Consider the following 12,245-nt stretch of genomic DNA (forward strand, 5'->3'; position numbering starts at 1 on the left):
GAGTCCTCGCCCCCGGAGTCCGCGACCCCGGAGTCCGCGACCCCGAAGGCCGCGCCCGAGGTGAAGTCCGACGCCCCCTGGCACCACGCCCGCCCGGCGTTCGAGCCCACTGAGCCGTCCGAGCCCACTGAGCCCACCGACCCCACTGAGCACACCGAGCCCACCAAGCCCACCGAAAACGAAAACGGCGACCGCACCGGAGGCACCGAGTGAACGACGCCCTCGACGTCGCCCTGCGCCTCGTCATCGTCTTCGCGGTGTTCCTGGTCCTCCCCCTCGTCATCGGCCAGACCGAGCACAAGGTGATGGCCCACATGCAGGGCCGCCTCGGCCCCATGCACGCGGGCGGCTTCCACGGCTGGGCGCAACTCGTCGCCGACGGCGTGAAGTTCGCCCAGAAGGAAGACGTCGTCCCGGCCGACGCCGACCGCCGCGTCTTCCAACTTGCGCCCGCCATCGCCCTGCTGCCCTACCTCCTCGTCCTCATCGCGATCCCGATCGGCCCCGACGAGGGCGCGGTCGGCGAGGTCGTCGACGCGGGCATCTTCTTCGTGCTCGCCGTGATGGGCGTCGGCGTGCTCGGCTCGCTCATGGCGGGCTGGGCCAGCGCCAACAAGTTCTCCCTCCTCGGCGGCCTGCGCACCGCCGCCCAGCTCCTCGCGTACGAACTTCCGATGCTGCTCGCCGCCGCCTCGGTCGCGATGGCCTCGGGCACGGTCTCGCTGCCCGGCATCGTCGACGCCTTCGAGTGGTGGTGGCTGCCCTGGCAGATCGTCGGCGCGCTGGTGTTCTTCATCGCGGGCCTCGCCGAACTGCAGCGCCCGCCCTTCGACATGCCGGTCGCCGACTCCGAGATCATCTTCGGCGCCTACACCGAGTACACCGGTCTGCGCTTCGCCCTCTTCCTCCTCGCTGAGTACGCCGGAATCGTCGTCCTGTGCGGACTGACCACCGTCCTCTTCCTGGGCGGCTGGCACGGCCCGTGGGGCGCCGACGGCCTCGGCTGGGTCTGGACGCTCCTGAAGACGGCCGTCCTCGCCTTCGTCGTGATCTGGCTGCGCGTCAGTTACCCCCGTCTCCGCGAGGACCAGCTCCAGAAGCTCTCCTGGACCCTCCTCGTCCCGCTCGCCCTCGCGCAGATCGCGCTCACCGGAATCGTGAAGGTGGCGATCAACTGATGCCCCCGATCCCAGGCGCAGGCCTCGCCAAGGGCCTCGCCGTCACCCTGCGCACGATGACGAAGAAGACCGTCACCGAGCAGTACCCCGAGCACCAGCCCGAACTGCCGCCCCGCACTCGCGGCGTCATCGGCCTGTTCGAGGAGAACTGCACGGTCTGCATGCTCTGCGCCCGTGAATGCCCCGACTGGTGCATCTACATCGACTCCCACAAGGAGACGGTGCCGCCCGCCGCCCCCGGCGGACGCGAGCGCAGCCGCAACGTCCTCGACCGCTTCGCCATCGACTTCGCCCTCTGCATGTACTGCGGCATCTGCATCGAGGTCTGCCCCTTCGACGCGCTCTTCTGGTCACCGGAGTTCGAGTACGCCGAGACCGACATCCACGAACTCACCCACGAGCGCGACAAGCTTCGCGAGTGGATGTGGACCGTCCCGGCCCCGCCCGCCCTGGACCCCGCCGCCGAGGAGCCCAAGGAACTCGCCGCCGCCCGCAAGTCCGCGGAGAAACTGGCGGCGGTCGAGACGCCCGCGCCCGCACCACCGGCCACCGGGTCCGAGGCGAAGGGCGGACAGTCGTGAACATCGCCGCCGAAACACAGGGCTTCCTGTCCCCGACGGGCGTCGAGATCGCCTTCCTCCTGGTCGGCCTCGTCACCCTCGGCGCGGCGGTCGTCACGGTCACGACCAAGCAGCTGGTGCACGCCGCACTGTGGCTGGTGGTCGCGCTCGGCGGCCTCGCCGTCGAGTACCTCCTGCTGACCGCCGAGTTCATCGCCTGGGTGCAGGTCCTCATCTACGTCGGCTCCGTCGTCGTGCTCCTCCTCTTCGGACTGATGCTCACCAGGGCGCCCATCGGCCGCTCCCCGGAAGCCGATTCGGGCAACCGCCCGGTCGCGCTCGCGGTGGCCGTCGCCGCTGCCGCCGCCCTGGTCTGGGTCGTCGTGGACGCGTTCCGCACCACGGTGATCGATCTGGACGGCGGCGCCCAGGGCTCCACCGACGTGACCGGATCGATCCTCTTCCGGCACTGGGTGCTCCCCTTCGAGGCCCTCTCGGTCCTCCTCCTCGCCGCCCTCGTCGGCGCGATCGTCCTGTCCCGCAAGAACGCCGCCCAGGACCAGGAGGAGAACAGCTGATGCACCTCCACCTCGCCTATCCCGCCGTCCTCGCCGCCCTCCTCTTCTGCGTCGGCCTGTACGGCGTGCTCGCCCGGCGCAACGCGATCCTGGTCCTGATGTCCGTCGAGCTGATGCTCAACGCCGTCAACCTCAACCTGGTCGCCTTCGACGTCTGGCTCCGCGACTCCCTCCACGCGGGACAGGCCCTGACCCTGTTCACCATCGCGATCGCCGCCGCCGAGATCGGCATCGGCCTCGCGATCGTCCTCGCCGTCTACCGCAACCGCGGCAGCTCCGCCGTCGACGACCTCCGCGACACCGCCGAGGGCCCCGACGACGATCCCGACGACAGCGAAGCCGCCGCCGACACCGAGGGCGCCGACGAAACCGACGCAGAGGCCGCACCGGCGCAGAAGGCTGAGGCCACCGCGTGACCACGACCACCCTCGCCGTCCTCGTCCCCCTCCTCCCGTTCCTCGGCGCGGCCGCGGGCTTGTTGCTCGGCCGCCGGATCCCCGGCCTCGTACGTCCCCTCGCGGTGCTGCCCACGCTCACGGCGCTGCTGCTCGCCGTCCTCGTGGCGGTCCGTCAGGGCGGTGGCACCGGCGGCGGGAAGTCCCCGGTCGACGCCGCCACCGAGCTCACCCCGACCGGCTCGGTCCCCATCGAGCTCGCCCTGCACATCGACGGCTTCGCCGCCCTCGTCGCCGTCCTGGTCGGCGTCGTCGCCTCGTGCGTGCAGATCTACTCGACGGGCTACCTCCGCGAGGACCCGCGCTACCCCTCGTACGCCGCTCTCGTCTCCCTCTTCACCTCCGCGATGCTGCTCGTCGTCTACTCCGGCGACCTGATGGTGCTCCTGGTCGGCTGGGAGATCATGGGCATCTGCTCGTACTTCCTGGTCGGCCACTACTGGGAGACCCCCGAGGCGCGCGCCGCCTCCCTGAAGGCCTTCCTCGTCACCAAGCTCGGCGACGTCCCCTTCCTGATCGGTCTGTTCGCCCTCGCCGCCGACACCGGCTCCTTCCGCATCACGACGATCCTCGCGACGGTCGCGGACAGCGGCCTGGACCACCCGACGCTGATCGCCCTGCTGCTCCTCGCGGGTGTGGCGGGCAAGTCGGCGCAGTTCCCGCTGCACACCTGGCTGCCCGACGCGATGGCGGGCCCCACGCCCGTCTCCGCGCTGATCCACGCCGCGACGATGGTCGCCGCCGGTGTCTACTTCGTGGCCCGGCTCCTGCCCGTCTTCGCCGCCTCCGCGGCCGCCCTGGTCGTCCTCGCCGTCATGGCCGCCGTCACCATGGCCGGCTCGGCCCTCTCCGCGCTCGCCCAGGACGACATCAAGCGCGTCCTCGCGTACTCGACGATCGGCCAGCTCGGCTACATGACCGGCGCCCTCGCCGTCGGCGACCGCGGCGCCGCCGTCTTCCACCTCCTGTCGCACGGCGCCTTCAAGGCGCTCCTGTTCCTCGCGGCGGGCGTGATCATCCACGCCGCCGGCACCAACTCGCTTGCCGCCATGTCCCGGATGAAGGGCCTGCGCGACCGCATCCCCGACGCGTACTGGACGATGACCGTGGCGCTCCTCGCGCTCGCCGCGATCCCGCCGTTCAGCGGCTTCTTCTCCAAGGAGGCGGTGCTCGGTGCCGCCGAGCACACGGCCACGGGCCACGCCGAGTCCGTGCCCACCGCGGCGGGCTGGATCGTCCTCGTCGCCGGTCTGCTCACCGCCCTCCTCACCGCCGCCTACGCGACGCGCCTGTGGCTGCTCGCCTTCCACGGCCGGGGAGCGCAGGCCCCCGATCACGGGCGGCAGCCCATCGCCATGACCGCCGTGCTCTGGGTGCTCGCCGTCCCCTCCCTCGTCTTCGGTCTCGCCGTCGACGTCCTGCCGGACTGGTTCGACGGCCACTCGCTCACCCCGACGCTCACCACGTCCGTCCTGGGCACGGGCCTCGCGCTCGTCGGCGGCCTGGTCACCTACGGCGCCTGGCGGCACACCACGGCGCTCGCCGCCCGTGTCCCGATGGGCGCGGTCGCCGCGGACCCCGACGGCGACGGAGGCCAGGTCGAGGCGGAGGCCATCGCCACCCACGCGCCCGCGTACGGGAACGTCGCCTCGGCACCGGACCCGGCCGACCCCGGCCGCCTGCTGCTCGGACCGCTGCACCGGCACGCGGCCGTCGGCTTCCACCTCGACGCCGTCTACACCGCCCTGTTCGTACGCCCCGTCCGCGCCGCGGCGAGCCTGGTCCGCTTCCTGGACCGCGAGGTCGTCGAGACGTACGTGCGCGGCGCGGGCGCCGCACCCCGCTGGCTCGGCGCGGCCGTCCGCCGCGCGCAGACCGGCAATGTGCAGACCTACCTGAGCGCGCTGCTCGCAGGCACGGTCGTCCTGGCCGTCGCCGCCGTCCTCGTCGCCACCGCCGGAGCGTGAGCAGCCGTGATCGGTATCAGTGAGTCCGTGATGCAGTTTCTTCTGGCGTTGATCGTCGTCGGCCCGCTCATCGGCGCGGTGGCCGCTCTCCTGCCCGCCCCGCCCGGGCTGAAGGGGAAGTCGCCCGACCAGGCCGTGCTGCGCCACGGGGTGAGCGTGACCGGCGTGATCCTGCTCGCGGCGATCGTCCTCGCGCTCGGCTTCGACCACGACCAGCCGTCGAAGATGCAGGCCACGACCGATATCAGCTGGATCCCCGCACTCGACGTGCGCATCCATCTCGGCATCGACGGCATCTCGCTCCCCCTTCTGGTCCTGACCGCGCTGCTGACCTTCCTCTGCGCGCTCTACAGCTACTTCAAAATGCCGTCGGGCCCGTCTCCCAAGGCATTCGTGGCACTGATCCTCGTGCTCGAGTCCGGCACCCTCGCGACCTTCGCCGTCCTCGATCTGCTGCTGTTCTTCCTGGCGTTCGAGATGGTGCTCATCCCGATGTACTTCCTCATCGCACGCTGGGGCGGTGAGCAACGGACCCGGGCCGCTTGGAAGTTCATCCTCTACACACTGCTCGGCTCCGTCGTCATGCTGCTGGGCCTGCTCCTCATCGGGCTCAAGTCCGGCACATTCGACATGGTGGCACTCGCCACTGACAACGGCCGGGGCATGACCACATCCGTGCAGGTCATCGCGGTTCTGGCGATCGGTGTCGGGCTCGCGGTCAAGACGCCGATGTGGCCGCTGCACAGCTGGCTGCCCGACGCCCACACCGCCGCGCCCACCGTCGGATCGGTCCTGCTGGCCGGCGTCATGCTGAAGATGGGCACATACGGGTTCGTCCGGATCGTTCTGCCCATCGCCCCGGACGGAATGCGGGAGTTCGCGCCGTACCTCGCCGCGTTCGCGGTCGTCGGCATCATCTACGGATCCCTGGCCTGCCTCGCGCTCGCCAAGCAGGGCGCGAAGGGCGACCTCAAGCGCCTCATCGCGTACTCGTCCGTCGGCCACATGGGCTTCGTCCTGCTCGGCATCTCGACGATGAGCCCCACCGGTGTGAACGGCGCCCTGTTCGCCAACATCGCCCACGGCCTCATCACCGGCCTGCTCTTCTTCCTCGTCGGCGCCCTCAAGGACCGCACCGGCACGACCGACCTCGACACCCTCGCGCAGGGGTCCGGCGCCGCGCTCTACGGCAAGGCGCCGCGCCTCGGCGGACTCCTCGCGTTCGGCGCCGTCGCCTCGCTCGGCCTGCCGGGACTCGCCGGGTTCTGGGGCGAGATGCTGGCGCTGTTCGGCGCGTTCGAGCCCGCTGCCGACCTGAGCCGCCCCGCCTTCCTCACCTTCATGGCGATCGCCGCGTTCGGCACCCTGCTCACCGCCGCGTACATGCTCATCGTCGTACGCCGCGTCTGCATGGGCCCGATGCCGCAGACCACGGCCGACGAACCCGCGGCCGAGGCACTCGCCGACGACCCCGCGCCCAAGGCGCTCGCCGACGTCCACGGCTACGAGTTCGCCGCCTGGACCCCGCTCGTCGCCCTCACCGTCCTCGCCGGACTCTGGCCCGCGGCTCTCCTCGGCCTGACCGACCCGGCCGTGCAGAAGCTCCTCACTGGAGGCAAGTCGTGACCGTGGCCGCCGCAAGCGCCGAGAGCGCCACAAGCCTGGTCCAGTCCGTCGACTGGCTCGCGGTCGCGCCGCCGACCATCGCGGCGGTCGTCGGCCTCGTCGTGCTCGTCGCCGACCTCTTCGTGAAGGACGGCAGGAAGGCGCTCCTCGGCTGGATCTCCGTGGCGGGCCTGGCCGCCGCCGCGCTCGCCCTGCTGCCGCTCCTGAACGACGACCGCTCGACCTTCTGCCTGACCGGCGGCGGTACGCAGGCGTGCAGCTACAGCGCCGACCGCTTCACCCTCGTCATCCAGCTCCTCGTCCTCGGCGGCGCGCTGCTCGCCGCCCTGCTCTCGATGAGCACCCTCAAGGACTCCGGCGACGAACTGCCCGCGGGGGAGTTCTGGTTCCTGCTGCTCTCGTCCGCGGCGGGCGCCGCCCTGCTGCCCGCCTCGCGTGACCTCGCGACGCTCATCGTCGCCCTCGAAGTCGCCTCCCTCCCGGCGTTCGCCCTCGTCGGCCTCAAGCGCGGCGACAAGCGCTCCTCGGAAGCGGCCCTGAAGTTCTTCCTCTCCTCGGTCACCGCGACCGCCGTGAGCCTCATGGGCGTCAGCTTCGTGTACGCCGCCACGGGCACCCTGCACCTCACGGAGATCGCCACCGAACTCCAGAAGGTCGACGGGCAGCTCCACACCCTGGCCCAGACCGGCGTCGCCCTCACCCTCGTCGGCTTCGCCTTCAAGGTGGCGGCGGTGCCCTTCCACTTCTGGGTGCCCGACACCTACGTAGGCGCGCCGCTGCCCGTCGCCGCCTATCTCTCCGTCGTCGGCAAGGCCGTCGGCTTCACCGGTCTCATCCTCGTCACCGTCGTCGCCTTCCCGTCGTACGCGGACGTCTGGGGTCCGGCACTCGCCGTCCTGGCCGCGCTCACCATGACCGCGGGCAACGTGGCGGCCCTGCGCCAGCAGGCCACGCGCGCGTACAGCGCGGTGCGCCTGCTCGCCTGGTCGTCAGTCGGCCAGGCGGGCTACCTCCTCGTGCCGATCGCCGCCGCCGGATACGCCGACGACACCGCCGGAGCCGAGAAGGCCATCGGTTCCACCGTCGCCTACGCCCTGATGTACGCGGCCGTGAACCTCGGCGCCTTCGCCGTGGCGGCCCTCGTCGGCCGTACGCGGCGCCTGAACCGCGTCAGCGACTACCGCGGCCTGTACGCGCGCAGCCCCCTGGCCGCCCTCGTCCTCGGCTTCTTCCTGCTCTGCCTGGCCGGTCTGCCGCCCGGCATCATCGGCCTCTTCGCGAAGGTCACGGTCTTCTCGTCCGCCGTCGACGCAGGTCTCGGCTGGCTCGCCGTGGTGATGGCCGTGAACGTGGTGATCGCGCTCTTCTACTACCTCCAGTGGACCGCGCTCCTGTTCCGCGCCCCCGAGGGCGAACCGGTCAAGCACCGCGTCCCCGCCCCGCTCACCGCGGCCATCGCGCTGACGGCGGTCCTCGGGATCGCCCTCTCCGGAGCGCCCCAGCTGATCCTGAGGTTCTCGGACACCGGTCTGTTCTGAGGCCCGCCCGGTGACGGTCCCCGCGAGCCGCGCGCGACCGTCACCCGCGCGGCCTACATCGCTCCTGCGTGCACAAGGGAACTAGTGCTCCCCGCCTGGCGTTGACCAGTACGGGAGGGTCCACTGAACAGTGGAAGCACCAGTCAGCAGAGGGTTCCCCCACGCACCACCAGGAGGGCGTACCGTGCACCGCCGGCACAACGGATTGAAGACCGCCGTACTCCTCGGGGGACTGTCCGCGCTCATCCTTGTCATCGGCAGTTTCTTCGGGCGTACGGGCCTGATCGTCGCGCTCTTCGTGGCGCTCGGCACCAATGCGTACGCGTACTGGAACAGCGACAAGCTCGCCCTGCGCGCCATGCGTGCCCGCCCGGTGAGCGAATTCGAGGCCCCCGAGCTGTACCGCATGGTCCGCGAGCTCTCCACCCAGGCCCGCCAGCCCATGCCCCGCCTGTACATCTCGCCCACCGAGGCGCCGAACGCGTTCGCGACGGGCCGCAACCCCCGCAACGCGGCGGTGTGCTGCACGGACGGCATCCTGCGACTCCTCGACGAGCGCGAGCTGCGCGGAGTCATCGGCCACGAGCTCAGCCACGTCTACAACCGGGACATCCTGATCTCCTCGGTCGCGGGCGCCCTCGCCTCCGTGATCATGTTCCTGGTGAACTTCGCCTGGCTGATCCCCGTCGGCCGCTCGAACGACAACGACGGCCCCGGCATCTTCGGCATGCTCCTGATCATGCTGCTCGGCCCGCTGGCGGCATCCATCATCCAGCTCGCGATCAGCCGCTCCAGGGAGTACGAGGCCGACGCGTCCGGCGCCCAGCTCACCGGCGACCCCCTGGCCCTGGCCAGCGCTCTGCGTAAACTCGACGCAGGGACGAAGCAGTTGCCGCTGCCGCCCGAGCCCCGCCTGGAGACCGCCAGTCACATGATGATCGCGAACCCCTTCCGTCCGGGGCAGGGCATGTCCAAGATGTTCTCCACGCACCCGCCGATGGCGGATCGCATCGCCCGACTCGAGCAGATGGCAGGTCGTCAGCAGTGAAGACAATTCTCAACGTCATATGGCTGGTCCTCTGCGGCTTCTGGATGTTCCTGGGCTATCTGCTGGCGGGCGTGCTGCTCTGCATCACGATCATCGGCATCCCGTTCGGCCTGGCCAGCTTCCGCATCGGCCGCTATGCCCTGTGGCCCTTCGGCTACACGACGGTCGAGCGCCGCGACGCGGGCGCGCCGTCCTGCCTGGGCAACGTCCTGTGGCTGGTCCTCGCGGGCTGGTGGCTCGCCATCGGCCACATCGTCACGGGCTTCCTGCTCTGCGTCACGATCATCGGCATCCCCCTGGGCATCGCCAACTTCAAGCTGATCCCCGTCTCGCTGCTGCCGCTCGGCCGCGAGATCGTCCGCACCGACCAGCCGTTCGCCGCACGCTACTGAAGCGGGGCGCACTCCGGTGCAGCGGCCCACGTGCGCTCAGCCCAAGTACGCCCTCGCCGCGTACGACCCCGAGGCCGCTCCCTACGACGAGATCTGGGCGCTCTGCGCGGACGCGCAGCACCTGTTCGCCGACCAACTGCCGGACCGACCGGGCGTCCCCGAAGAGCGTGACGCCCCGTCGGACGCGCTGACCGAGCCTCCCGTGCGGCTGCTGGGCTGCTCCCCGCGCGGGGCCCTGAAGGACGGTCTCGAGTCCGGCAGAAGCGACCTCGGCCACGGCAGGGTCCTGCGCCTCGGCAGGCTGGGGCGGCCCCTGCAGCACGCCGTGGAGGGCGAGATCGTCGCCTGGATCCCCTCCGCGCGCGGGCCGGGCCTGGTCGACCTCGCCCTGGACCCGTGGACCGTACGGCCGCCGCGCGCCGCCGAGCAGGTCTGGGACGCCTGGTGGTCCGGTAGGCCCACGGAGCCCAACCTCTGGGCGCGCGACGGCACGGGCGCCGACGGCCGTGCCCACTGGCTGGCCGTCGCCCGCAAACACGCGGGCCGGTCAGGTGCGGTGGGCCCCGCCCCCGGCACCACGTACCACCTCGACGGCCGCCACATCACCGATGAACCCGCCTTCTACTGCGCACTCGGCGAGGCGGTGAACGGCCCCGGAGGGTACGCCGGACGGAGCGCGGACACGCTCCGGGACCACCTCCGCGGAGAGGCGGACGCACCGCCGCCCGTCACCCTCGTCTGGCACGCCGCACACACCGCCCGGACCTGCCTCGGCGTCACACCCCGCACGGACGCCCGGCCACCGTCCTTCGAGGAACTCCTCGACCTGCTCAGGGAGATGGGCGTCGAGGTGGTCCTGGCCTGAGGGACCGCACCCGACGACCGGGCCGGGCCCGGGACGGACTCGGGACCGACCGGGCCGGGTCCGGTCCGGGACTGACCGGGACGGGCTCGGGGCTGATTGTCAGTGCCGTGGTCCACCATGAACTCATGACCGACAGCGAGCAGTTGCTGGCCCGTGTCGCCGCCGAGGCGCGCGCCACCCGCCCCTGGGGCTGGGACTCCCTGCCCGCCCCCGTGGACACGGCCACGCTGGCCCGGGCGGAGGCGTCCCTGGGCTTCACCCTGCCGCCGCTGCTCGCCGCGCTGTACACCCGCATAGGAGACGGCGGATTCGGCCCGGAGTACGGCTTGTTGTCGCTGCTCGAAGGCAAGTCCTCCGGAGGCGAGCCGGCCGTCGTCGAGAAGTACCTCGCGATGCGCGACTCCGACTGGGGCTGGCCCGAAGGCGTGGTGCCGATATCGCACTGGGGCTGCGCCATGTACGCGTGCGTGGACTGCCGCTCGGACGACGCCCAGGTCCTGCTCTTCGAGCCCAACGGCGGTGACCCGCGGCACGCCTGGTTCATCGACTCCCCGAGTCTCACGGCCTGGCTCACCGCGTGGCTCGACGGCACGGGGTGGTACGAGGAGGACAGCGACGGCATGGATCTGCCGCCGTGGCAGGACCCCCGCACGGGCCCGTGAGACGAGCCGCAAGGCGACCTCTTCCCGCAGCTCACGGCGGCGCAGCGCTGTGTCATACACCGCACCTGAGTGATCACCGCAACCGCGCGTCTCCGTGGACACGTCCTACAGGACAACAGCGCACACAAGCTCACCGCGCGGGAAGGCCGGGTCATCACATGGGCATCATCAGCTGGGTTCTGCTGGGACTGCTGGCAGGAGCCGTCGCCAAACTGCTGCTGCCCGGCCGCGACCCGGGCGGATTCATCGGCACGACCGTCATCGGCATCGCGGGCGCCTTCATCGGCGGCTGGATCTCCGCCCGCTACCTGGACCGCCCGATCGCCAACGACTTCTACGACGGCGCCACCTGGGTGGCGGCGATCGGCGGCTCGCTCGTCCTGCTCGTCGCCTACCGCATCCTCTTCGGCCACTCACGGCGCTGAGGCGCCGTCCCACGAACTGCGGCCAGCAGCAAGGGCGGGCTCCCCGACCGGGGTGCCCGCCCTCCGTGGTTCGTACGGACAGCGGACTGCCCGGCGAACCGACTACCGGTAGTTCACGAACTGCACCGCGAAGTCGAAGTCCTGCCCCTTGAGCAGCGCCTGCACGGCCTGCAGGTCGTCCCGGCTCTTCGAGCTGACCCGCAGCTCGTCACCCTGGACCTGCGCCTTGACGCCCTTGGGGCCCTCGTCGCGGATGATCTTGGCGACCTTCTTCGCGTTCTCCTGGGAGATGCCCTCTTCGATCGAGGCGAAGATCTTGTACTCCTTGCCGGACAGCTGCGGCTCACCCGCGTCCAGCGACTTCAGCGAGATGCCGCGCTTGATCAGCTTGGACTGGAAGATGTCGAGGATCGCCTTGACCCGCTCCTCGCCGTTCGCCTCCATCAGGATCTTCTCGCCGGACCAGGCGATCGAGGCGCCCGTGCCCTTGAAGTCGTAACGCTGCGAGATCTCCTTGGCGGCCTGGTTGAGGGCGTTGTCGACCTCCTGCCGCTCGACCTTCGAGACGATGTCGAAACTGGAGTCGGCCATGTCCTGTGGCTCCTTGTATCGGGGTATGCGTACTCAGCGGATACACGGCCGACTGACGCGGGCCGCGTCCGCAAAGCCTAGCCACCGCCCCCGCATCGGGTGCCGATCAATCGGGTGGCGAAGCACCCCCACGCATCAGGTATCGTTTACGTCGTTGCCACGGAGCGCCGCGCAAGCGGAGCGGGCAGCAAACCCGGCGGTGTGCCCGAGCGGCCAAAGGGAGCAGACTGTAAATCTGCCGGCTCAGCCTTCCCAGGTTCGAATCCTGGCGCCGCCACATGAAGGTAAACCCCCTCCGATCTGCGGAAACGTAGATCGGAGGGGGTTTCTTCGTATGCGGGCCGGACGGGTTCGGGCCTC

Annotated in this window: 13 protein-coding genes, 1 tRNA gene and 1 pseudogene; 14 read left to right on the forward strand and 1 reads right to left on the reverse strand. The window is 70.7% G+C overall.

All coding sequences use genetic code 11. The annotated features are described in order from the left end of the window. The 13 genes and pseudogenes from AOK03_RS43400 to AOK03_RS08290 all read left to right on the forward strand — a co-directional run. Positions 1-213, forward strand: a pseudogene (locus AOK03_RS43400) (hypothetical protein); the annotation flags it as partial. Beyond that, positions 210-1,178: a complex I subunit 1/NuoH family protein gene (locus AOK03_RS08235; RefSeq protein WP_055564515.1), complete on the forward strand. Its 969-nt coding sequence runs from the start codon at positions 210-212 to the stop codon at positions 1,176-1,178. The pseudogene AOK03_RS43400 and the gene AOK03_RS08235, both read left to right, overlap by 4 nt. Continuing rightward, the gene (locus AOK03_RS08240; protein WP_055564516.1) at positions 1,178-1,759 is read left to right on the forward strand and encodes a NuoI/complex I 23 kDa subunit family protein; all 582 of its coding nucleotides are present in this window, start codon (positions 1,178-1,180) and stop codon (positions 1,757-1,759) included. Before AOK03_RS08235 ends, AOK03_RS08240 begins: the two co-directional genes overlap by 1 nt. Next, entirely contained in the window at positions 1,756-2,316 is a 561-nt protein-coding gene (locus AOK03_RS08245; RefSeq protein WP_055564517.1) for an NADH-quinone oxidoreductase subunit J family protein, read from the forward strand. The genes AOK03_RS08240 and AOK03_RS08245 overlap by 4 nt, the downstream gene beginning before the upstream one ends. Beyond that, positions 2,316-2,732 carry an NADH-quinone oxidoreductase subunit NuoK gene (gene nuoK / locus AOK03_RS08250; RefSeq protein ID WP_055564518.1) on the forward strand — a complete coding sequence of 139 codons (417 nt, stop codon included), beginning with the start codon at positions 2,316-2,318 and terminating at the stop codon, positions 2,730-2,732. Before AOK03_RS08245 ends, nuoK begins: the two co-directional genes overlap by 1 nt. Further along, a complete protein-coding gene (locus AOK03_RS08255; protein WP_055564519.1) occupies positions 2,729-4,738 on the forward strand; it encodes an NADH-quinone oxidoreductase subunit 5 family protein in 2,010 nt (669 codons plus the stop codon). The genes nuoK and AOK03_RS08255 overlap by 4 nt, the downstream gene beginning before the upstream one ends. A 6-nt stretch (positions 4,739-4,744) precedes the next feature. Next, complete coding sequence (locus tag AOK03_RS08260; RefSeq protein ID WP_055564520.1) at positions 4,745-6,364, forward strand: NADH-quinone oxidoreductase subunit M; 1,620 nt, start codon at positions 4,745-4,747, stop codon at positions 6,362-6,364. Positions 6,365-6,366: 2 nt separating this feature from the next. Further along, a complete protein-coding gene (locus AOK03_RS08265) occupies positions 6,367-7,902 on the forward strand; it encodes an NADH-quinone oxidoreductase subunit N (protein ID WP_055564554.1) in 1,536 nt (511 codons plus the stop codon). A 184-nt stretch (positions 7,903-8,086) separates the two neighbouring features. Beyond that, positions 8,087-8,950, forward strand: a complete 864-nt coding sequence (htpX, locus tag AOK03_RS08270; protein WP_055564521.1) for a zinc metalloprotease HtpX — start codon at positions 8,087-8,089, stop codon at positions 8,948-8,950. After that, on the forward strand, positions 8,947-9,342 hold the full coding sequence (locus AOK03_RS08275) for a YccF domain-containing protein (protein WP_055564522.1): 396 nt from the start codon (positions 8,947-8,949) through the stop codon (positions 9,340-9,342). Before htpX ends, AOK03_RS08275 begins: the two co-directional genes overlap by 4 nt. A gap of 16 nt (positions 9,343-9,358) precedes the next feature. Continuing rightward, on the forward strand, positions 9,359-10,207 hold the full coding sequence (locus tag AOK03_RS08280; protein ID WP_055564523.1) for a barstar family protein: 849 nt from the start codon (positions 9,359-9,361) through the stop codon (positions 10,205-10,207). Positions 10,208-10,332: 125 nt separating this feature from the next. Beyond that, entirely contained in the window at positions 10,333-10,869 is a 537-nt protein-coding gene (locus AOK03_RS08285) for an SMI1/KNR4 family protein (protein ID WP_055564524.1), read from the forward strand. A gap of 158 nt (positions 10,870-11,027) precedes the next feature. Then, positions 11,028-11,294, forward strand: coding sequence for a GlsB/YeaQ/YmgE family stress response membrane protein (locus tag AOK03_RS08290; protein WP_055564525.1), 267 nt, complete (start codon positions 11,028-11,030; stop codon positions 11,292-11,294). A 102-nt stretch (positions 11,295-11,396) separates the two neighbouring features. On the opposite strand, the gene AOK03_RS08295 is transcribed toward AOK03_RS08290, so the two are convergent. Beyond that, positions 11,397-11,885 carry a YajQ family cyclic di-GMP-binding protein gene (locus tag AOK03_RS08295; protein ID WP_055564526.1) on the reverse strand — a complete coding sequence of 163 codons (489 nt, stop codon included), beginning with the start codon at positions 11,883-11,885 and terminating at the stop codon, positions 11,397-11,399. A 195-nt stretch (positions 11,886-12,080) separates the two neighbouring features. Between AOK03_RS08295 and AOK03_RS08300 the strand changes: the two genes are divergently transcribed. Then, a tRNA-Tyr gene (locus tag AOK03_RS08300) sits at positions 12,081-12,162 on the forward strand. Positions 12,163-12,245 lie beyond the last annotated feature (83 nt).

Origin of the sequence: Streptomyces atriruber, from assembly GCF_001418325.1 — a bacterium.
GTDB classification, from domain to species: domain Bacteria; phylum Actinomycetota; class Actinomycetes; order Streptomycetales; family Streptomycetaceae; genus Streptomyces; species Streptomyces atriruber.